Origin of the sequence: Lysobacter sp. FW306-1B-D06B (assembly GCF_038446665.1) — a bacterium.
Lineage (GTDB): Bacteria > Pseudomonadota > Gammaproteobacteria > Xanthomonadales > Xanthomonadaceae > Lysobacter_J.
This window is the reverse complement of record NZ_CP151802.1, coordinates 937,142-958,012: the sequence shown is the minus strand read 5'-3', so window position 1 is coordinate 958,012 and position 20,871 is coordinate 937,142. Positions and strand designations below refer to the sequence as shown.

23 protein-coding genes are annotated in these 20,871 nt (G+C 69.5%); 13 read left to right on the top strand and 10 right to left on the bottom strand.

From position 1 onward, the window contains the following. Nucleotides 1–7: 7 nt before the first annotated feature. From AAFF32_RS04340 to AAFF32_RS04310, 7 genes are all read right to left on the bottom strand, one after another. Nucleotides 8–1,147: a DUF4350 domain-containing protein gene (locus AAFF32_RS04340; protein WP_342316589.1), complete on the bottom strand. Its 1,140-nt coding sequence runs from the start codon at nt 1,145–1,147 to the stop codon at nt 8–10. Then, nucleotides 1,144–2,880 carry a DUF4129 domain-containing protein gene (locus AAFF32_RS04335; RefSeq protein ID WP_342316588.1) on the bottom strand — a complete coding sequence of 579 codons (1,737 nt, stop codon included), beginning with the start codon at nt 2,878–2,880 and terminating at the stop codon, nt 1,144–1,146. The genes AAFF32_RS04340 and AAFF32_RS04335 overlap by 4 nt, the downstream gene beginning before the upstream one ends. Further along, nucleotides 2,877–3,887, bottom strand: coding sequence for a stage II sporulation protein M (locus tag AAFF32_RS04330; protein ID WP_216964633.1), 1,011 nt, complete (start codon nt 3,885–3,887; stop codon nt 2,877–2,879). The genes AAFF32_RS04335 and AAFF32_RS04330 overlap by 4 nt, the downstream gene beginning before the upstream one ends. A 154-nt stretch (nt 3,888–4,041) precedes the next feature. Continuing rightward, complete coding sequence (locus tag AAFF32_RS04325; protein WP_342316587.1) at nt 4,042–4,722, bottom strand: RDD family protein; 681 nt, start codon at nt 4,720–4,722, stop codon at nt 4,042–4,044. After that, on the bottom strand, nt 4,722–5,228 hold the full coding sequence (locus tag AAFF32_RS04320) for an RDD family protein (RefSeq protein ID WP_216964637.1): 507 nt from the start codon (nt 5,226–5,228) through the stop codon (nt 4,722–4,724). Before AAFF32_RS04320 ends, AAFF32_RS04325 begins: the two co-directional genes overlap by 1 nt. A 117-nt stretch (nt 5,229–5,345) precedes the next feature. Further along, nucleotides 5,346–5,864 carry an RDD family protein gene (locus AAFF32_RS04315; RefSeq protein WP_216964639.1) on the bottom strand — a complete coding sequence of 173 codons (519 nt, stop codon included), beginning with the start codon at nt 5,862–5,864 and terminating at the stop codon, nt 5,346–5,348. 81 nt (nt 5,865–5,945) lie between these two features. Beyond that, the gene (locus AAFF32_RS04310) at nt 5,946–6,485 is read right to left on the bottom strand and encodes a gamma carbonic anhydrase family protein (protein WP_216964641.1); all 540 of its coding nucleotides are present in this window, start codon (nt 6,483–6,485) and stop codon (nt 5,946–5,948) included. A gap of 116 nt (nt 6,486–6,601) precedes the next feature. Here AAFF32_RS04310 and AAFF32_RS04305 point away from each other — a divergent pair, with 116 nt between their 5' ends. Continuing rightward, a complete protein-coding gene (locus AAFF32_RS04305) occupies nt 6,602–8,038 on the top strand; it encodes a coniferyl aldehyde dehydrogenase (protein ID WP_342316586.1) in 1,437 nt (478 codons plus the stop codon). A 4-nt stretch (nt 8,039–8,042) separates the two neighbouring features. Here AAFF32_RS04305 and ltaE read toward each other — a convergent pair whose 3' ends face one another. Further along, entirely contained in the window at nt 8,043–9,059 is a 1,017-nt protein-coding gene (gene ltaE / locus AAFF32_RS04300; protein WP_342316585.1) for a low-specificity L-threonine aldolase, read from the bottom strand. A gap of 88 nt (nt 9,060–9,147) precedes the next feature. Here ltaE and xth point away from each other — a divergent pair, with 88 nt between their 5' ends. After that, on the top strand, nt 9,148–9,915 hold the full coding sequence (gene xth, locus AAFF32_RS04295) for an exodeoxyribonuclease III (protein ID WP_342316584.1): 768 nt from the start codon (nt 9,148–9,150) through the stop codon (nt 9,913–9,915). A gap of 257 nt (nt 9,916–10,172) precedes the next feature. Here the strand turns inward: xth and AAFF32_RS04290 are convergent, their stop codons facing one another. Together AAFF32_RS04290 and AAFF32_RS04285 are read right to left on the bottom strand one after the other, a co-directional pair. Beyond that, entirely contained in the window at nt 10,173–10,442 is a 270-nt protein-coding gene (locus tag AAFF32_RS04290) for a GlsB/YeaQ/YmgE family stress response membrane protein (protein ID WP_216965346.1), read from the bottom strand. 92 nt (nt 10,443–10,534) lie between these two features. Continuing rightward, on the bottom strand, nt 10,535–11,857 hold the full coding sequence (locus AAFF32_RS04285; protein ID WP_342317216.1) for an AMP-binding protein: 1,323 nt from the start codon (nt 11,855–11,857) through the stop codon (nt 10,535–10,537). Between the two features lie 139 nt (nt 11,858–11,996). Here AAFF32_RS04285 and AAFF32_RS04280 point away from each other — a divergent pair, with 139 nt between their 5' ends. From AAFF32_RS04280 to rpmG, 11 genes are all read left to right on the top strand, one after another. Further along, on the top strand, nt 11,997–12,596 hold the full coding sequence (locus AAFF32_RS04280) for a 4'-phosphopantetheinyl transferase superfamily protein (protein ID WP_216964650.1): 600 nt from the start codon (nt 11,997–11,999) through the stop codon (nt 12,594–12,596). A gap of 105 nt (nt 12,597–12,701) precedes the next feature. Continuing rightward, nucleotides 12,702–13,364 carry a 16S rRNA (guanine(527)-N(7))-methyltransferase RsmG gene (gene rsmG / locus AAFF32_RS04275; RefSeq protein WP_342316583.1) on the top strand — a complete coding sequence of 221 codons (663 nt, stop codon included), beginning with the start codon at nt 12,702–12,704 and terminating at the stop codon, nt 13,362–13,364. A gap of 197 nt (nt 13,365–13,561) precedes the next feature. Next, the gene (locus tag AAFF32_RS04270) at nt 13,562–14,377 is read left to right on the top strand and encodes an AAA family ATPase (protein ID WP_216964654.1); all 816 of its coding nucleotides are present in this window, start codon (nt 13,562–13,564) and stop codon (nt 14,375–14,377) included. Next, nucleotides 14,374–15,285, top strand: coding sequence for a ParB/RepB/Spo0J family partition protein (locus AAFF32_RS04265; RefSeq protein WP_216964656.1), 912 nt, complete (start codon nt 14,374–14,376; stop codon nt 15,283–15,285). The genes AAFF32_RS04270 and AAFF32_RS04265 overlap by 4 nt, the downstream gene beginning before the upstream one ends. 16 nt (nt 15,286–15,301) lie before the next feature. Continuing rightward, the gene (locus tag AAFF32_RS04260; protein WP_342316582.1) at nt 15,302–15,727 is read left to right on the top strand and encodes a hypothetical protein; all 426 of its coding nucleotides are present in this window, start codon (nt 15,302–15,304) and stop codon (nt 15,725–15,727) included. A 22-nt stretch (nt 15,728–15,749) separates the two neighbouring features. Continuing rightward, nucleotides 15,750–16,733, top strand: coding sequence for an NAD-dependent epimerase/dehydratase family protein (locus AAFF32_RS04255; RefSeq protein ID WP_342316581.1), 984 nt, complete (start codon nt 15,750–15,752; stop codon nt 16,731–16,733). Further along, complete coding sequence (locus tag AAFF32_RS04250; protein WP_342316580.1) at nt 16,730–17,470, top strand: glycosyltransferase family 2 protein; 741 nt, start codon at nt 16,730–16,732, stop codon at nt 17,468–17,470. Before AAFF32_RS04255 ends, AAFF32_RS04250 begins: the two co-directional genes overlap by 4 nt. A 13-nt stretch (nt 17,471–17,483) precedes the next feature. Continuing rightward, nucleotides 17,484–17,825, top strand: coding sequence for a lipid-A-disaccharide synthase N-terminal domain-containing protein (locus AAFF32_RS04245; RefSeq protein WP_216964664.1), 342 nt, complete (start codon nt 17,484–17,486; stop codon nt 17,823–17,825). Between the two features lie 477 nt (nt 17,826–18,302). Continuing rightward, entirely contained in the window at nt 18,303–20,039 is a 1,737-nt protein-coding gene (locus AAFF32_RS04240; RefSeq protein WP_342317214.1) for a DUF885 family protein, read from the top strand. A 302-nt stretch (nt 20,040–20,341) separates the two neighbouring features. Continuing rightward, nucleotides 20,342–20,578, top strand: coding sequence for a 50S ribosomal protein L28 (gene rpmB, locus AAFF32_RS04235; RefSeq protein WP_216964667.1), 237 nt, complete (start codon nt 20,342–20,344; stop codon nt 20,576–20,578). A gap of 13 nt (nt 20,579–20,591) precedes the next feature. Beyond that, nucleotides 20,592–20,756 carry a 50S ribosomal protein L33 gene (gene rpmG, locus AAFF32_RS04230; RefSeq protein WP_115842766.1) on the top strand — a complete coding sequence of 55 codons (165 nt, stop codon included), beginning with the start codon at nt 20,592–20,594 and terminating at the stop codon, nt 20,754–20,756. Nucleotides 20,757–20,871 lie beyond the last annotated feature (115 nt).

Genomic DNA, 20,871 nt, shown 5'->3' with positions numbered 1-20,871 from the left:
TTCCGGTTCAAAGTGAATTGCGCATGCGCATCAGCAGCGCGACGCGGTGGCGGAAGGCGGTGTAGTCGCGCGCGATGGGGGTGGCCAGCGCGTCGCGGATGTCGGAAGGCGGCAGGCTGAAACGTTCGGCGAGCATCGCGGCCTGCGCCTCGCCTTCCAGCGCGGCGGCCTGCGGGTCGCGCCGGCGCAGTCGCGCGAGGAAAGCCTGCCGCGCGGCGTCGTGCAGCAGATGGGCGTAGCCGTAGCGGTAGACATGCTCGCCGCTGGCGGTGATGTGTTCGAGCAGCGATCGCCGCTCCACCGCCGCCGCCGGCAGCATCGGGCCGAAGCGCTGCATGCGGCGCCACAGCCACGCCAGCAGCGCCAACAGCAGCGGCGCCCACACCATCCAGTTGTCGAGCAGCAGCGCCATCCAGAACGAGGGCATCTGTGCGGCGTAGATCAGGTGGATCGTGCCGGCGCCGTAGTTGGGCGCCAGCAGTTGCCGCGCCAGCGCGATGTGCGGACCGTCCTTCAGCGAATCGTTGTCGAGGAAGTCGAAATCGCCGACGACGTCGATCGCGCCCTGTCCATGCGGCAGGCGCACGAAGACGTAACCGCGCTCCTCGTCGCCCCAGCGCAACTGCGTGGGCGGGGCGTCTTCGCCCACGTCGAAGCGGCGGCCGCGGCAGAACTCGATGTGGCCGTCCTCGCCGCGAACGTCCAGACCGGCGCATTCGGGGCCTTCGTTGCGCACCGCGATGCCCATGTCGTCCAGCAGCGCGATCGGCGCCTCGACATCCAGCGGGCCCGGCGGCGGCGTGCGCACCAGCAGGTGGCCGCCGCCCTCGACCCAGGCGAGCAGCGCCTTCGTGTCGGCCTTGGTCAGCGTGCGCGGGTCGTTGTAGAGCAGCACCGTGTCGCGCGCGGCCAGCGTCACGCGATCGCGCTGCAGGCGCGGACGCGCCTGCGCCTTCACGCCGTCGGCGCGCAGGGCGAGCTTGAGGACGTAGAGCGGATTGCGCTGCGCCTCGCCGGTGCGCGGCAGGTCGACCCATTCCTCGGTGCGTTCGTAGGTCGCCTTCCACCAGGCGAATCCGCCGGCGAGCAGCGCCGCGGCGGCGATCAGGCCCAGCGCGATGAGTCCGTGGCGTGAGGTGAGTTTCATGCCGGCACGCTCTCGTCGGAGCGCACATGACCGCTCCAGCCGAAGCGCGCGGCAAGATCCCTCAGCAGCGTCTCGAAATCGGTGGCGTCCGGGAACGCGTGCGCATAGGCCGCGTACTGCCACGTCCGAACCGCGCGTGCGAAGGCGTCGCGATCCTCGCCCAGCGGCAGGCGACGTGAGGCGCGCAGCACTTCGGCCTCGGTCGCGCCGGGCACCAGGATGGCCTGGGTGCGCGCGACCATCGTCTCCACGCTGGCGCGGTAGAGCATCGCCAACGCTTCGCGCTCGCGACCTTCGCGCCACAGGCGGCGGATCGCGGTGGGAATGTCGTCGGGCAATGGCGCCTGCATGGCGTCGGCGTCGCTGCGGCGGATTTCGTCGGCCTCGCGGCCTTCGCGCGCGAGGCCGCCGCGGAACCACTTCAACCAGCGCGGCGACGTCCACAGCAGGACGCCCGCGAGTGCGGCGACCAGGATCCACAGACCATACGAGCCGATGGTCGCCAGCACTTCGCCCACGCCCGCCAGCGGTGGTGGCTGGCGTCGCGGTTCGTCGGGCTTCTTCTTCACCTCGCGCTTCTTCCAGGTCACGACCTTGCGTTTGGGCGTGACCGTGGGATCGGCGTAGGCCTGCTTCACCGCGCGGCGCAGGCGCCCGTCGTCGGCGAGCGCATGCCCCGCGCCTGCGGTGCCCGTCGTGCCGCCACCCGGCGTGCCAGTGCCGGGTGACACCTCGACCGCAGGCGGTGCGGGCTGCGGCGTCTTCTGTGCATCGACGCCATCGCGCAGGCCCTGGTCGTCGGCGATCGTGCCGAAAACCTGTTCGAGCGTGACGCGGGCGATGTCTTCCTCGCCCTCGCTCTCTTCGGCGTCGTCTTCGGCGGATTGCGCCGCGGTGTCGTCGGCGTCCTGCGCGCGCACCGTCGTCGGCATCAGCGCCACGCCGAACGCGAACACGAGCAGCAACGGCGCCGCGCCGCGCAGCAGGCGGTCGCGAAGGCGGCGCAGGGCGAGTTCGATGTCCCACGCTTCCACTTCGGTGCGGCGGTTGAGGTACAGGCCAAAGCCGGCGCCGACGTAGAACGGTTCGATCAGGCTGGTTGCGATCCAGCCCAACGCATTGGACAGCAACAGAAACCACGGCGGGGCCTCGCGCAGCACGGCCCAGGCGCGGGTCAGCGCTTCCTTCACGTATTCGTCGGGCACGAACACCATCGCCAGCGACGCCGTGCCCAGGTACACCGCCACTTCGAAATGCAGGCACACCAGCGTGAGCAGGATGCCCACGCCGTTCACGGGCGCGCCGAGCGCGCGGCGGCGGTCGCGTGCCTCGCTGCCGTGCGCGCCTTCGAGCAGGTCCACGGGCAGGTTCAACGAACGCAGCGGGCTCAACCGCCGCCAGGTCAGGTAACCCAGCATCGACGACACGCCCCAGCGCCGCTGCGCCACCAGCGTCTGGCGGGGCGTTGGCACGTCGCCGAACACCGCGCGGGAGAGCACGAACAGCGGGATGCGGTCGAACGCCGGCTTGAGCCACCACATCGCCAGGCCCGCCAGCCACAGCACGTCGAGCGCCCACGCCGCCGCGTTGAGCACGGCGAACAGCGGCAGCGTCAGCAGCAGCCACGGCGTCCAGATCGCTTTCGCATGCCGACGCACGAGCGCGCTGCCGAGCTCCACGGCTTCCCACGCGGAGCGCGGGCGCAGCGCGACGGTCAGCGCTTCGATCTTCATGCGATGTCGTCCGCAGCGGGCAGGTTGCGGCCGCCGAGCAGCAGCCACGCCGCGGTGAGTGTCCACAGCACGCCGCCGACGCTGTACTTGATCCACGCCGGAATCCACGCGATCGACGACCAGAACGCTTCGACAAACGCCGCGAACACCAGCATCGCCAGCACGCCCACGCACAGCAGCGCGCCGCGACGTCCGCCTTCGATCAGCGAATCCACGCGCCGTCGCTGGCCGGGCGCGATCAGCGAAAGCCCCAGCCGCAACCCGGCGCCGCCGGCTATGACGATGGCGGTGAGTTCAGGCGCCGAATGCGCCGCGACGAATCGCCAGAACGGATCGCCATGCCCCACCGCCTGCAGGTGGCCTGCGACGCCGCCGATGATCACGCCGTTGACCAGCACGACGACGATCGAGCCGATGCCCGCGAGCAGGCCGCTGGCGAAGGTGCGGAAGCCGATGCTGACGTTGTTCCAGATGTAATGGCCGAACATCGCCACGTCGGTGCCGCTGTCGCGCCCGAGCTTGCGCGCCGGATCGGCCGGGTCGTACATCCGCTCGAACTCCATCAGCTGCACGGGATCGAACAGCGAGGACGACAGCTCCGGCTGGTGCTGGATCGCCGCGAACACGATCACCAGCGGCGCCCAGAACAGGAGGAAGGAGGCGATCATGCAGCCGCGTTCGGCGCGCACCAGGCGCGGGAATCCCGCGATCAGGAACTCCACCGCGCGCCGCCAGCGCGGCGCCGGCGTTCGATAGAGCAGGCCGTGGCCGCGCTGCATCAGCGCCTGCAGGCGGTCGGTCACCAGCGGGCTGTAGCCGCGGCGGCGCGCGAGGGCGAGCTGCTGGCACAGCCGGCGATAGCGCGCGGGCAGTTCGGCGTCCGACAGGCCCTGCCAGCTGCGCCGCTCCATGCGTGCCTTGCGCGCGCTTTCGCCGCGCGCGTCGAGCCAGTGCTCGAAGGCGATCCATTCGGCCTGGTGACGCTGGACGAAGTGCTCTTGCTTCATCGGGATGGCCGGGATTCGGGATTCGAGATTCGGGATTCGATGACGCGACCCGACTGGTTGACGGATTCACGCCGCGCAGATGCTGCGGCACGCGCCGCGCGTCGCGCCGCGCTTTTGCGAATCCCGAATCCCCAATCCCGAATCCCGGCCATCCTCATCGCCGCCCCAGCAACCAGTTTGCCATCCCGTACAGGCGCGTCACCGAGAGCGTGCCGCGCGCGCCGGTGAGCGGCTCGGCCAGGTCCGCCAGTTCCGCCTGCCGCGCTTCGCTCAGGCCCGGACCGCGCTCGGCGAAGGCCACCAGTGCGATCTGCTCGTGCGGACGCAGCACGATCGACGGTGCCAGCGGAGGGTCCGCGCGCGCCGCACGCGCGTCGCGCGGGCGTGCGTCGTGGACCACGAGCGTGCCGGCCACCATGTCGCCCAGCCGACGGCCCCAGGGATCGAGCAGGCTTGCGACCAGGCCGGTCGCGTACGCCAGCGGGAGCATGTCGACCACGCGCAGCAGGTTGCGCGTGAACGCGGCCAGCCAGCCCACGGGCGCACCGTTGGCCGCGATCACGCGCAGGCCGAGCGAACGCTTGCCCGGCGTGCGGCCGTCCCACATCGCCTCGAACACCACCGGGTAGAACCAGAACACGAGGAACATCACCACGGCGTACACGCCCATGCCCACGCGTCCGAACACGCCCAGCACCGTGCCCATCGCGATCATCACGCCGGCACGGATCAGGAAGTCGATCAGCCACGCCAGCGCGCGCGGTACGGGGCCCGCCGCCGGCAGATGGAGGGCGACGCCCTCCGGGGTGACGACTTCCCGATACGTGTCGAGCATCAGACGTTCACGACGATCGTGTCGGCGATGTGGTCATGCAGGCAGCGGCGTTCCTCGCCGAAGATCCACAGGATGTTCGCCAGCGAGAACAGCCCGCCCACGAACGGAATGGCGCCGATCACGGCCGGCACTACGATGCGCAGCCCCAGGATCCGGCCGACGCCGATGGGCTCGCCGCTGCTGCGCACGATGCGGATGCCCTGCTGGCGCTTGCCCCAGGTCTGGCCGTGGCGCGACAGCAGCGTGAGCTGGAAGACCAGCAGGGCCAGCAGCGCGAGGAATCCGATGACGATGAGGACGATGCCCACAACCCGCTTGTCGCCCTCGGCCAGCGTGACGCCGATGAACAGGGGAACCCAGGCGACCATCGCCAACAGGCCGTCTATCAGCGACGCGATTAGGCGCGTGGAACGCTCGGCCTTGCGCGCAGGCGACGACACGAGGGCCGCATCCACGGACAGGTCCGCGGTCGGGGCCGAATAAGGGTTGTGGTCCATTTCGCTCATTTCCCTGTTCCTGACGGTGTGGAGCCATCGACTCTGCATGGCGCGCCGTCGCCGGTGAATCGGACGATTCGCAAATTCCCGCCACTTCGTCGGCGGCCCGCGGGCCGCCGCGTCCGATCAGACGTTCACCACCATCGTGTCGGCGAAATGGTCGTGCAGGCAGCGACGCTCCTCGCCGAAGATCCACAGGATGTTGGCCAGCGAGAACGCCGCGCCGAGATACGGGATGCCGCTGATCAGGCCCGGCACGAAATAGCGCAGGCCGAGCAGGCGCAGCAGCCCGGCGCGTTCGCCGTCGGTGCGCACGATGCGGATGCCGATGACGCGCTTGCCGATGGTCTGGCCTTCGCGGGCCAGCAGGAACAGCGTGTAGACCATCAGCGCCAGCATCGCGATCACCGACAGTCCGATGAGCGAGCCGCCCAGTTCGCCGATGCCGCGTTCGGGCTTGAAGCGCAGGATGCCGATGAAGGCCGGCGCGAGCAGGACCAGGTTGATGCCCAGGTCGATCAGATAAGCCAGCAGGCGCGGCAGGCGCCCTGCTTTCACCAGGCCGTCGTCGTAGTGTTCGATCGGCGCGGTCGGCACCTGCGCGGCGGGCGCCGCGTAGGGATTGCGGTACTCGAAACCTTCCATGTGCTTCCCCGTTCCTGGGACGCCGCTCCGGGCGTCCTGTGGTGCGGTGACCGCGGCCCCCTGCCGCGCCCTGCCGCCCCGTTACCCGGCCATGCCGAGGTAGCGGTCCTTCAATCGTACATAGTGCGCGGCGCTGTAGTGCAACTGTTCGATCTCGCGATCGTCGAGGCGACGCACCAGGCGCGCCGGGTTGCCCACCCACAGCTCGGCCTCGCCGACCTGCTTGCCCGGCGCGACCACGGCACCGGCGCCGACGAAGCCGTGCTTGTGCACGCGCGCGCCGTCGAGGATGCGCGCACCCATGCCGATCAGGCAGAAGTCGTCGAGCGTGCAGGCGTGCAGGATCACGCCGTGGCCGATGGTGACGTCGTTGCCGACCACGGTCGGCAGGCCGCCCGGGCGGGTGAACGGGCCCTCATGGGTGACGTGGACGATGGTGCCGTCCTGCACGTTGCTGCGTGCGCCGATGTGGATCGAGTTGACGTCGCCGCGGATCACGCAGCCGGGCCAGACGGACACGTCGTCGCCCAGGGTCACATCGCCGATCACCACCGCCGACGGATCGATGTAGACGCGCTCGCCCTGGACGGGAAAGGTGTCGAGGTAAGGTCGCGTGGTCATGCTCCGGAGTTTAGCGCGCGAGGCACCTCACCCGGCTTCCGCGCGGCCGCGACGCCCCCCGGACCGCGCCGGTTTGGCCCCTGCGGCGGTCGCGGCCCGGGTCTACACTCGACCGTATGGACATCACCGCCGACACGCCGCTCGACGAACTCGCCACCACCCGCGACGGCCTGCGCCGCGCCTGGCTGGCGCGCAAGCCAGACTTCGCCCAGCGCCGCGCCGACCTGCTGCGCCTGCGCAAGGCGTTCCGCGAGCGCATCGGCTCGATGGACGAGGCGATCCGCGCCGACTTCGGCCACCGCAGCGAGCACGAGAACCTCCTGTCGGAGGCGATGATCGTGCTCGCCGAACTCGATCACGCCATCAAGCATCTGCGCCGCTGGACGAAACCGCGCCGCGCCGCCGTGGGCTGGCGCTTCTGGCCGGCCAGCGCGCGCATCGTGCCCGAGCCGGTGGGCGTGGTCGGCATCCTCTCGCCCTGGAACTACCCGGTGAACCTGGCGCTGGTGCCGCTGGTGTCGGCGATCGCGGCCGGCAACCACGTTTACCTAAAGCCGTCCGAACACACCCCGCGTACCAGCCGCTGGCTGCGCGAATTGGTGTCGGAGGTGTTCCCGGCCGACCGCGTCGCCGTCGCACTCGGCGGACCCGAGGTCGGCGCCGCGTTCGCCGCACTGCCCTTCGACCACCTGCTCTTCACCGGTTCCACCGCGGTCGGCCGCAAGGTGATGGCCGCCGCCGCGCCGAACCTGACGCCGGTGACGCTGGAACTGGGCGGCAAGGCACCGGCGGTGGTGTGCCCGGATTTCCCGCTCGACCGCGCCGCCGCGCGCATCGCCACGGGCAAATGGTTCAACGCGGGCCAGACCTGCATCGGGGTGGACTACGTGCTGGTCGACGAAGCGCGCGTGAGCGCATTCGTCGAGGCAGTGCAGTCCGAACTGCGTGCGCGTTATCCCGACTTCGAAGCCACACGCGACTACACCCGCATCATCAACGACGGCCAGTACGCGCGACTGCGCGGCTACGTCGACGATGCCCGCGCGCGCGGCGTGGTCCCGGTGGAACCCGTTACCGCCACGCTCGACGACGCCGCACGCGAGCGCCTGGCGCGGGAACGACTGTTCCCGCCGACGCTGCTGGTGGAACCTCCGGCGGACAGCGAGGTCATGCGCAACGAGATCTTCGGCCCGATCCTGCCGGTGATTTCCTACCGCGGCCTCGCCGATGCCATCGCGCGCATCCGTTCGATGGACCGGCCGCTGGCGCTGTATCCCTTCAGCAACGACGCGCGCGAGGTGAACAGGATCGTCGAAGCCGCGCTCGCGGGCGGTGTCACCGTCAACGACACGCTGCTGCACTTCGGTGCGCACGACCTGCCCTTCGGCGGCATCGGCCCCAGCGGCATCGGCGCGATCCACGGCCGCACCGGATTCGACACCTTCAGCAAGCTGCTGCCGGTGTTCCGCCAGCGCCGCTTCGCCGGCAGCGATCTGCTGAAGCCGCCGTACCGGGGTTTCGTCGACCGCATGGTGCGCTTGCTGGTGCGTTGACGCCTCAGCCGGCGGCGAACGCGCGCAACGCCTGCACCGTGCGCTCCACGCCCCCGTCGTCCACGTCCAGGTGCGTCACCAGCCGGATCGCCGGCGTATAGCCGATCGACACGCGGATGCGCGCATCGTCCAGCGCGCGGCGCAGGGCATCGTGGCGTTCCACCGGCACGTCGATGAACACCATGTTGGTGTGCTGCGCGACGACGTGGATGCCGTCCGCGCCGCGCAATCCTTCGGCGATGCGCGCGGCGCGCGCGTGGTCGTCGGCCAGGCGCGCGACGTGGTGATCCAGCGCGAACGACGCCGCGGCCGCGAGCATGCCCGCCTGGCGCATCCCGCCGCCGACGACCTTGCGCCAGCGCCTCGCGCTTTCGATCAGCTCGCGCGTGCCGAGCAGCACCGAGCCGACCGGCGCGCCGAGCCCCTTCGACAGGCACACCGACACGCTGTCGAAGTGCCGCGCGATCTCGCGCGGCGCCACGCGCAGCGCGACGGCGGCGTTGAACATGCGCGCGCCGTCCAGGTGCAACGACAGTCCGCGGCGATCGCACAGCGTGCGCGCATCGGCGAGGTAGGCCAGCGGCAACGCGCGGCCGTGCCAGGTGTTTTCCAGGCACAGCAGGCGCGTGCGCGCGAAGTGCGGGTCGATCGGCTTGATCGCGCGCTCCACCGCGTCCAGCGGCAGCGTGCCGTCGGGCGCGTGCACGAGCGGCTGCGGCTGGATCGAGCCCAGCACTGCCGCGCCGCCGCCTTCGTACTTGTAGGTGTGCGCGTCCATGCCGACGACGTACTCGTCGCCGCGCTGGCAGTGCGCCATCAGGCCGATCAGGTTGGACTGCGTACCGCTGGGCACGAACAGGCCGGCCTGGAAGCCAAGATCGTCGGCCAGCCGCGCCTGCAGCGCATTCACCGACGGGTCCTCGCCGTAGACGTCGTCGCCCACCGGCGCGCGCATCATCGCCTCGCGCATGGCGGCGGTGGGCTGGGTGACGGTGTCGCTGCGCAGGTCGATCCAGTGCATGGCGGGGTCGGCTTCGGGAACTCCATCGAGTATGCCAGCGCACCGCGGCGGACTGGCAGTGCGCGGCCGGGCGGCTACACTTCGCGCCATGAAGATCGCCAGCTGGAACGTCAACTCCCTCAACGTGCGCCTGCCGCACCTGGAACAGTGGCTTGCGCAATCGCAGCCGGACATCGTCGCGCTGCAGGAGACCAAGCTGGAAGACGCACGCTTCCCCGATGATCCGCTCATCGCGATGGGCTACCGCAGCGTGTTCGCGGGGCAAAAGACCTACAACGGCGTCGCCGTGCTCTCGCGCGAGCGTGCCAGCGACGTGCAGGTCGGCGTGCCTGGCTTCGAGGACGAGCAGAAGCGCGTGATCGCCGCGACCGTGGGCGATCTGCGCATCGTCAACCTGTACGTGGTGAACGGGCAGGACGTGGGCACCGACAAATACGCCTACAAGCTGCGCTGGCTGGAGGTCGTGCACGATTGGCTGGCGCAGGAACTCCTCACCCATCCCCGGATGATCGTGCTGGGCGATTTCAACATCGCCCCGGACGACCGCGATGTGCACGACCCGGCGGTGTGGAACGACGACCACATCCTCACCTCGCGGGCCGAGCGCGATGCACTGCGCAGGCTGTATTCGCTGGGGCTGCACGATGCCTACCGCGCGCTCAACCCCGAAGAGGGGCAGTTCAGCTGGTGGGACTACCGGCAGGGCGGCTTCCGCCGCAACCTCGGCCTGCGCATCGACCTGACCCTGGTGTCCGAAGCACTGCGCCCGCATGCGATGGCTTCGGGCATCGACCGCGAGCCGCGCACGTGGGATCGACCGAGTGATCATGCGCCGGCGTGGGTGGAGCTGGGTTGAGAGGGCTTGCGGTTGTAGCTGTCGCTTGAGCTTGAGCTTCTTGCTGTTGCTGTTGCTGTTGCCTTCGTCTTCTTCCGCAAAGGCCCTGGAGCCAAATCAAAATGGATTCCAGCTTTCGCAGGAATGACGTGACGGAGCGGAATGCGTGACGGCGTGGGTCCCGGCCTTCGCCGGGATGACGGGGAGTTCGGGTTCCCGAGAAAAGCGAAGGCCCGGCAAGCCGGGCCTTTCGCCTTGCACATCGCGTACGACGCGCCTCAGCGCACGCGACCTCGCCGGAACAGATTCACGATCGCCAGCAGCACGATCGCGCCGACCAGCGACATCAGCAGCCCGCTCAGGCTGAAGTCGCCGCTGTTGATATCGCCGCCCAGCCCGAACATCCCACCGAGCCATCCGCCGATGAAGGCGCCCACGATGCCCACGATGATGTTCAGGAACAGGCCCTGCTGCGCGTCGGTGCGCATGACCAGGCTGGCGATCCAACCGATCACGCCGCCGACAATGAGCCAGATCAGGATGCCCAACATGCTCGCGCCTCCTGCGATGAAGGGGGTGCCCCGCGCGGGGCGACGCGAGTCTGTGCCCGCCGATGTGACGGACGCGTGCAGCGACGTGCTCAGGCCGGCGCGTGCGGCTCGTGTGCGTGCAACAGCACTTCCAGCGCGTGGCGCGGGAGCTTGCCGGTCTCGTTGCGCGGCAAGGCGTCCACACGGCGCAGCGGACGCGGCAGGAACACCGGATCCAGCTGTTGCCGCAGCGCGTGGTGGATCGCCGCCTCGTCCAGCGTCGGCGCGACGACCAGCGCGGCGATGCGCCGCACGCCGATGGCGTCTTCCTCGTCGAGCTGGAACATCACGCCGTCCTCGACGCCCGGCACCGCCAGCAGCTTGCGCGTGAGGTCGCCCAGCGAGGCGCGCTTGCCGGCGATCTCGAGCAGGTCGGCGTTGCGTCCGCGCAGCTCGAAACGGCCATCGGCGTGGATTTCCATCAGATCGGCGAGCACCACCGGCTCGGCCAGGTGCGGTGCAAGCACGGCGGTCCCGTCCGGCTGCGGCGCCAGGCGCACGCCCGGCAGCGGCGTCCAGGCGATGTCGCGCGCCGTACGACGGCGCGCGAACACGCAAGTTTCGGTGGAACCGAAGACTTCGCGCACTTCGCAGGCGTAACGGGCTTCGGCCTGCTCGGCGAGCTCCGACGGCAACGGCGCGGTCGCCGAGACGATGCCGGCCAGTGGCGGCAGGTCCAGGCCCGAGGCCACCAGCGCGCGCAGGTGCACGGGCGTGGTGATCAGCAGAGGCGGCGTCGGCGAATCGTGCAGCGCGCGCGCGACGTCGGCCGGGAACAACGGCCGCGCCGCATGCACGGCGACCGGCCCCAGCAGCGGCAGCAGCACCGACATCTCCATGCCGTACATGTGCTGCGGCGGCACGGTGGCGATGACGTGGGTGACGTCCTCGCGCAGCAGGCCGTCGAAAGCGGCGAGGTTCTGCGCGGTGCTGGTGCGGAAGCTGTCCCAGCGCTTGGTGTAGGCGCGCGGCTGGCCGGTGCTGCCGGAGGTGAAGCCGATCGCGACGAGCGCCTGCGCATCCAGGGCCAACGGCGGGCCGTCGAGCTCCTCCAGCTCCGCGGGCATGCGCACGCAGTGCGGCGGAGCGGGCGAGAGTTCGACGTCGGTCAGGCAGTAACTGTCCGGGTAATGCGTCAGCACCTGCTCGACCACGCCCGGCGCGCGCGAGGACGGCATCAGCGTCGTCTGTCCGCGCACCGCCACCGCGCAGAAGGCGACGAGGTAGCGGTAGCGGTCTTCGCACAGGTTCAACGCGTGGCGCGCGGCCGGAAGCCGGGCGGCCAGCGCGCGCACGTGGCGGGCGAACGCGGCGCGGTCGATGGCGTGGCCGCCTTCGTCGAAGGCGATGGGAAGCGATGGCGCACCGTGCATGAGCGGCACGGGCGAGGACGGGACGATGGTGGATTCGACGACCGCGGACATTTGGCGTTTGGCTGTGTTCTGCGGCGACGCCGCTTCCCCTGGCGTTACTTTACGCTGGCGGCCGCCACGGCTCCCCAACGACTGTTTCATGTCCCTGTCCGAACCCGCAACGAAGTGCCGGACCCCGGTGCGCTGGGCCTGGCGGCCGCACCCGCCGCGCGCCCCGGCCGAGCCGCTGGCGCGCGAATGGCTGGCCGCGGAGCTGGGCGTGCCGCCGCCGGCCTTGCCGCTGGGTCGCGACGCGCGCGGCCGGCCGCGGCTGGGCGGCGCCCTGGGCGCCTGGGACTGCAATTGGAGCCACAGCGGCGACGGCCTGCTGATCGCGCTGGGTCACGGCGTGCGGGTCGGCATCGACCTGGAACACCTGCGCCCGCGAGCGCGTGCGCTCGATCTGGCGCAGCGCTACTTCACCGCGCCGGAGCTGGCCTGGCTGCACGCCGCGCCGTCCGCGGCGGTGCGCGACCACGGCTTCCTGCGCCTGTGGTGCGCGAAGGAAGCGGTGCTCAAGGCGCACGGGCACGGCATTTCCTTCGGCCTGCACCGCCTGCGCTTCGCCGAGTCGCCCGACGGTCTGCGCCTGGTCGAATGCGACCCCGCGCTGGGAGCGCCGGGCGACTGGTCGCTGCTCGAATTGCAGCCGGAGCCGGATTACCTCGGTGCGCTGGCGTGGCGAAGCCGGGATTCGTGATTCGTCAGGAGCGGCACGGCGGCCCCCAAGGTACCCTGTGCGCGCTTTTGCGAATCCCGAATCCCGAATCCCGGGCGTTCCCATTCCCCATTCCCGTTCCACCGCATGAACACCCCCGCTCCCTTCGACCCCTCGCTGCGCCGCACCCTGGACGATGGCCTGCGCGCGCTCGCGCTGGACCCGGCCGCGGCCGCGCCGCTGCTGGACTACCTCGCCCTGCTGCTGCGCTGGAACAAGACCTACAACCTCACCGCCGTGCGCGATCCGCACGAGATGGTGGTCAAGCACCTGCTCGATTCGCTGGCGATGCACCCGTACCTGGACGAGCTGGCCGCGCGCGGCGGGCACCTGGCCGACCTGGGCACCGGCCCGGGGCTGCCGGGGATTCCGCTGTCGATCGTCAAGCCGGGCCTGAAGGTCACGCTGGTGGAAAGCAACGGCAAGAAGGCGCGCTTCATGCGCGAAGCGATCCGCCAGCTGGGCCTGCCGGGCGCGCGCGTGGCCGAATCGCGCATCGAAGCGGTGGACGAGCCCGGCGCGTACGACGCGATCACCGCCCGCGCCCTGGCCACGCTGCCGCTGATCCTGGAACTGGGCGGCCACTTGCTCAAGCCCGACGGTCGCCTGCTGGCGATGAAGGGCGTGCACCCGGCCGACGAGATCGCCGCGCTGCCGCCGGGCTGGCGGGTCGAGGGCTCCCATCCGCTGCGGGTCCCGGGGCTTGACGCGGAGCGTCATCTGATCGTGATCGCCCGGGCAGGTTCGTAAACCGGACGCAACCGTCGGTCTACCGGGACCGTCGCAAGTGCTTGATCCGGCGCAGCCCGCGCCCGCAGGCGCATGGCCGGAGCCCATACAGCTACCGGCGAAGGCGCGCGCGAGTTCCCATCCGGGCATAATCACCGGTCCGGCCCCACGCCGGCCTCATTCCGCGCCTTAACCATTACCAGCCCAGGACGAGCCGCATGGCCCGCATCATCGCCGTCGCCAACCAGAAAGGCGGGGTCGGCAAGACCACCACCGCCGTCAACCTGGCCGCCGCGCTCGCGCGCACGCCCAAGCGCGTGCTGCTGGTCGACCTGGACCCGCAGGGCAACGCGACCATGGGCAGCGGCATCGACAAGCGCGAGATCGAGACTTCGATCTGCGACGTGCTGCTGGGCGAAGCCGAGGCCCCGTCGATCCTCAAGCGCACCGCCGAGGAATTCGACCTGCTGCCGGCCAACATCGAGCTGACGGCGGCCGAAATCAGCCTGATGAGCGCCACCGACCGCGAGCAGCGCCTCAAGGCCGCGCTCGCCCCGCTGCGCGCCAACTACGACTACATCCTGATCGACTGCCCGCCGGCGCTGTCGCTGCTCACGCTCAATGCGCTGACCGCGGCGGACTCGATCATCGTGCCGATGCAGTGCGAGTACTACGCGCTGGAAGGCATCAGCGCGCTGCTGGACACCATCGAGGCGCTCAAGGCCAGGCTCAATCCGGCGCTGGAGATCGAAGGCGTGCTGCGCACCATGTTCGACGTGCGCAACAACCTCGCCAACGCGGTCTCGGCCGAACTCACCAAGCATTTCGGCGATCGCGTGTTCCGCACCATCGTGCCGCGCAACGTGCGCCTGGCCGAGGCACCGAGCTACGGCCAGAGCATCGTCGGCTACGACCGCGCCAGCCGGGGCGGCATTGCCTACATGGGCCTGGCCGGCGAAGTGCTGCGCCGCCAGCGCGAGCGCGACACGGCAGCCAAGTCCGCACGCGCCGAAGTTAAGGAGACGACGGCATGAGCGTAGCCAACAAGAAGCGCGGCCTGGGCCGCGGTCTGGAAGCATTGCTCGGGCCCAAGGCCGCCGCCGAGGCGCCGGCCCTGGAGGCCGTGGAAGGCGACGTGCTGCGCCACCTGCCCGTGGACGCGCTGACGCCCGGCAAGTACCAGCCGCGCAAGCATTGGGACCAGGAGAAGCTGGCCGAGCTGGCCGAGTCGATCAAGGCGCAGGGCGTGATCCAGCCCATCGTCGTGCGCGACCTGGGCGGCAAGCGCTACGAGATCATCGCCGGCGAACGCCGCTGGCGTGCGACGCAGCTGGCCGGGCTCAACGAGATTCCGGTCGTCATCCGCGAAGTCGACGACCGCACCGTGGTCGCGATGGCGCTGATCGAGAACATCCAGCGCGAGGACCTCAATCCGCTGGAAGAGGCCACCGCGCTGCAGCGCCTGATCGACGAATTCGACCTGACGCACGCCCAGGCCGCCGAGGCCGTCGGCCGTTCGCGCGCCGCCGTGTCCAACCTGCTGCGCCTGCTGGAACTGCCGGCGGAAATCCGCGTCCTGCTGGAAACCCATTCGCTGGAAATGGGCCACGCCCGTGCCCTGCTGGCGCTGACGCCGCAGGCGGCGATCGCCCTGGCGCGCCAGGCCGCCGAACACGGCTGGTCGGTGCGCGAGGTCGAACACCGCGTGCAGCAGCTGTCCGCCGGCCAGATCCCGACCAGCAGCGCCGCCAAGCCCAAGGCCGCCAAGGCCCGGCCGCAGGCGGACATCGCCGCGCTGGAACGCGAGCTGTCGGAGTCGCTCAACACCAAGGTCAACGTGTTGCACGGCCGCGCCGGCAAGGGCCGGCTGGTGATCCACTACACCGACCTCGACTCGCTGGAAGGCGTGCTCGAGAAGCTGCGCGGTACCGTCACCGAGTAAGGACGAGGCGGCCGGCATGAATCCGTACCGCTACAAGGTTTCCCTGCGCGCGATGCACCCGCGCGACGACCTGCGCCCCCTGTTCGACCAGCTCGGCCTGGCGCCGGTGCGCACCTGGCGCGCGGGCGAGCGTCGCGCCACGCCGTCCGGCGCCGCCCTGAGCGGCGTGTACCGCGAAAGCTACGCCTACACGAATCTGACACATGGATCGCGAAACTGGTCGGATGAGGACCTCCAGGACTACCTGAAGGGCGTGCAGCAGCGGCTGGCGATGCATCGCGACACCCTGCACACGTTCTACATCCGGGGCGGACGTTGCGGCCTGTCGATCGGACTGTCGGGCGAAAGCGGCTTCGGCTTCGAGCTCGATCCGGCATTGGGCGCGGGACTGGCGGACCTCAAACTGACCCTGGGTTTCGATTTCCACGCCGAACCCGACTGACCTCCACCCCCACGGGACCCCGATGGCTGACATTTCCTCCGGCACCATCCTCGTCACCGGCGCCGCCGGCTTCATCGGCGCATACACCTGCCGCGCACTGCAGGCACGCGGCGAGACCGTCATCGGTCTGGACAACTACAACGACTACTACGACCCGAAGATCAAGCGCGACCGCGTGGCCGCGCTGTGCCCGGACGTGGACATCCGCGCGCTCGACCTGACCGACCGCGACGGCCTGGCCGCGCTGTTCGACGAAGTCCGCCCCACGCGCGTGGTGCACCTGGCCGCGCAGGCCGGCGTGCGCTATTCGCTGACCAACCCGCACGCGTATGTCGACAGCAACCTGACCGGCTTCGTCAACATGCTGGAGTTGTGCCGACACCGCGGCGTGCGGCACCTGGCGTACGCGAGTTCGTCTTCCGTGTACGGCGATTCGGCGACGCCGCCGTTCTCCGAAGACCAGCGCATCGACCAGCCGCGTTCGCTGTACGCCGCCACCAAGGCCGCCAACGAACTGATGGCCCACACCTACGCGCACCTGTACGGCCTGCGCGCGACGGGCCTGCGCTTCTTCACCGTGTACGGCCCGTGGGGCCGGCCGGACATGGCGCCGCTGCTGTTCTCCCGCGCGGTGCTGGCCGGACGGCCGATCGACGTGTTCAACCACGGCAAGATGCAGCGCGATTTCACCTACGTCGACGACATCGTCGCCGGCGTGATCGGCGCGCTCGACCACCCGCCGGAAGGCGAAGTGCCGCACCGCGTCTTCAACCTCGGCAACCACACGCCGGTGGAGCTGGAGCGTTTCATCGCCGTGATCGAGGCCGCCGCCGGCGTCACCGCGCAGAAGGTGTACAAGCCGATGCAGCCCGGCGACATGATCCAGACCATGGCCGACACGCAGCGCGCGCACGACGCCTTCGGCTTTGATCCGGCCACCTCCATCGAAACCGGCCTGCCACGCGTCGTGGCCTGGTGCCGCGACTACTTCGGCCAGAACGCATGAGCGCATCCCCGCACTTGTCCGTCGTCGTCCCGGTGTTCAACGAGCGCGACAATGTGGCGCCGCTGGTGCACGAGATCACCGCGGCGTTGCGCGGCCGCGCGCCGCAGGACGGCGGCGATTTCGAGATCGTCTACGTCGACGACCAGTCGCGCGACGACACGCTCGACGTGCTGCGCGCGCTCAAGGCCGACGTGCCCGAACTTCGCGTGGTGCACCACGTCACCCAGAGCGGCCAGAGCACCGCGATCCGCAATGGCGTGAAGGCCGCGCGCGGTCAATGGATCGCCACGCTCGATGGCGACGGCCAGAACGATCCGGCGGACATTCCGAAGCTGCTGGCCGAGCGCGCGAAGTCCACGGGCGAGGTGAAGATGTTCGCCGGCTGGCGCGTCAACCGGCGCGACAGCGGCAGCAAGCGCTGGGCGTCGAAGTGGGCCAATGCGATCCGCGCGCGCATCCTGCGCGACGACACGCCCGACACCGGTTGCGGGATCAAGCTGTTCGAGCGCGCCGCGTTCCTGGAACTTCCGCACTTCAACCACATGCACCGCTACCTGCCCGCACTGATGCAGCGCGCGGGCTACAAGACCGTGAGCGTGCCGGTGAACCACCGCGCGCGTTCGACGGGCGTGTCCAAGTACAACAATCTCAACCGTGCGCTGGTGGGCATCAGCGACCTGCGCGGCGTGGCCTGGCTGATCCGACGCGGCAAGGTCACGCGCACTGAAGAAGTCTGACCAGGGGGTTCCAATGGAATACGACTTCATGAACCACCCCATCGCGTGGCTCGAATGGACCGGGCTGCACATGTCGCCGTGGAAGATCATCGGCCTGACCGGCGCGCTGATGTTCGGCGGCCGCTGGCTGGTGCAGTTCGTCGCCTCGCGCAGGCACGGGCGGCCGGTCATCCCGCGCCTGTTCTGGTACATGAGCCTGATCGGCAGCGCGATGACGCTGGCGTACTTCGTGTTCTCGCAGAAGCAGGACTCGGTGGGCGTGATCCAGAACCTGTTCCCGGCCTTCACGGCGGCCTACAGCCTGTACCTGGACATCAAGCATCGCGGGTGGAAGCGGGATCGCGCGACGCATTGAGCGGGTTCGGGAATCGGGAATCGGGAATCGGGAATCGGGAAAGCGTCTCCGAAGCCGTCATCCCGGGGAAGGCCCGGGATCCAGGCTGTCACGCGGTCCGACACTTCCCGTCATTCCAGCGAAAGCTGGGTCTCTTGGGCCGCCGCCTGGCGGCACTATCCATTTTGCTGTGCTGCTCACAGGCATCGGGAAGGCGTGAAAAGTCCCTGGATTCCCGCCTACGCGGGAATGACGGTGGGGCGGTTTGCCGGAGAGGAAGTGCCCGTACGCCATAAGGTTGCGGACCTACGTCCCGGCCTCCGCCGCGATGACGGCAACCTTTGGGGTGCGCCACCACCCCGCCCCCTGTGCCAAATGTGTCCATCCGCCCCGCCACCGCGGCCTTCGTCGCGCTCCCGCTTCCGGCCCATGCCATCGCCCCATCCGCGATGCGATCATCCGGCGATCCATCGCCCGGGGAATTCCGTGAAACGCCTCCTGCTCGCGGCCGCGCTGTCGGCCCATGTCGCCCTTGTCTCGTCCGCCGCCCTCGCCGGGCCCGTCGACGACCGCTTCCAGGCCATCTACAACAAGGAATGGACCTGGCGGCAGGCCGAGACCGGAGCCGCCGACGAGGACAATGACGGCTCCAGCGACCGCCACACGCTGCCGTCGATCGACGCGGCCAGCCAGAAGGCGCGGCTGAAGGTGTGGGAAGACGTGCTGCGCCAGCTGGACGGCGTCGACGTCGCCCAGCTCGGCGAACAGAACAAGGTCAACTACGCCGTCTACCGCGCACAGGTGGAGAACCTCGCCGCCGACGTGCGCCTGCGTTCGTACGAGATGCCGTTCAACTCGGACTCCTCGTTCTGGTCGAACCTGGGCTTCATGACGCGCCGGCCGCTGCGCACGACCGCCGACTACGAGGCCTACATCGACCGACTGCGCGACGTGCCGCGCTACTTCGACCAGAACGTCGCCAACATGCGCGCCGGCCTGTCGCGCGGTTTCAGCGTGCCGCGCGCGGTGCTGGACGGACGTGACGTGTCGATCGCGGGCGTCGCGGAGGTGAAGGACCCGCAGCAGTCGAACTTCTACGAGCCGTTCAAGCGCATGCCGGCGTCGATTTCCGCAGACGACCAGGCGCGCCTGCGCGAAGCCGGCGCGGCGGCGATCCGCGATCGCGTGATCCCGGCGTACGCGAAGCTGCTGACGTTCTTCCGCAACGACTACGTGCCGCACGCGCGCAAGACGCTGGGCGCGGAGCAGATGCCGGACGGCCAGGCGTTCTATCGCCAGCAGATCCGCGAATACACCACGCTCGACCTGAGCCCGGAGGAGATCCACCAGATCGGGCTGACGGAAGTGGCGCGCATCCAGGCCGAGATGGACGCGATCATCAAGCAGGTCGAGTTCAAGGGGAGCTTCGCGGACTTCCTGAAGTTTCTGCGCACCGACAAGCAGTTCTACGCGACCACGCCGCAGGAGTTGCTCGACAAGGCCGCGTGGATCTCCAAGCGCGTCGACGGCGAGATCGGCAAGTTGATCGGCACGCTGCCGCGCGGACGGTTCACCATCGTGCCGGTGCCGCCGGACATCGCGCCGTTCTGGACCAGCGGCCGCGGCGGCGCGGGCACGTACTGGGTGAACACCTACAACCTGCCCTCGCGCCCGCTCTACAACCTGCCGGCGCTGACGCTGCACGAATCCGCGCCAGGCCACGCCCTGCAGGGTTCGCTGGCGAAGGAACAGGGCGACCTGCCGGCGTTCCGTCGCGAGACCTACATCTCCGCCTACGGCGAGGGCTGGGGCCTCTACAGCGAGAAGCTCGGCGTGGAGATGGGCATCTACCAGACGCCGTACGAGGACTTCGGTCGCCTGACCTACGAGATGTGGCGCGCGTGCCGCCTGGTCATCGACACCGGCGTGCACCACAAGGGCTGGACCCGCGACCAGGCGCTGGCCTATCTGCGCGACCGCACCGCCCTGAGCGAGCACGAGGTGACCACCGAGGTCGACCGCTACATCTCCTGGCCCGGCCAGGCGCTGAGCTACAAGCTGGGCGAGATCACCATCGTCCGCCTGCGCGCCGAGGCCGAGAAGGCGTTGGGGCCGAAGTTCGACGTGAAGGCCTTCCACGACGCCCTGCTCAGCGAGGGCTCGGTGCCGCTGCCGGTGCTGGAGGAGCAGGTGCGGGCGTTCATTGCGAAGTCGGCCGGGGCCAAGACGGGCTGACCGCCGGCCGCGTCTGGCGGGAGGCGGGCTCCCCGCCTCCCAGCGCGTTCGGCCTGCCCCGCGCGGCGGCGCGCTCGACGCACGGGCTGGCAAATCGTGCCGCGGCGCGGCATAATGCCCGGCTCGCTGCGTCCGGTCTGTCCGTCAGGACTCGACCGGGCGGGGTCCGGAAGCACGATTCCGTCCCGCCGCCGGCAGCCAGGATTCACCACCCGCATCGTGCATCGCTTCCGGAGGTCCGGACGCGGAGGGGCCGCCGCCTCCCTGGCCAAGGGAGACACCATTTACCTTTCGAGGTGCGTATGGCCCGTATTTGCCAAGTAACCGGCAAGCGAACGACGACTGGCAACAACGTCTCGCATGCTATGAACAAGACCCGCCGCCGCTTTCTTCCCAACCTCCACGAGCGCCGCTTCTGGGTCGCTTCGGAGAACCGTTGGGTGAAGCTGCGTGTTTCCAGTGCCGCCCTGCGCACCATCGACAAGAATGGCATCGATGCCGTCCTCGCCGACCTGCGTGCTCGCGGCGAGAAGATCTGAGGAGAACTGACCCATGGCTTCCAAGCGCGACAAGATCCGCCTGATCTCCTCGGCCGGCACCGGCCACTTCTACACCACCGACAAGAACAAGAAGAACACGCCGAACAAGATGGAGGTCAAGAAGTACGACCCCGTCGTTCGCAAGCACGTGATCTACAAGGAAGGCAAGATCAAGTAAGCCGCCTTCCGGCTTGTTGGTTGCAATACCGAAACCCGCCGAAAGGCGGGTTTCTTTTTGCATGCACGAAATTTCTGCCCCCGCCACCATGCCGCTGCGCGTGGAGCCAAAAAAG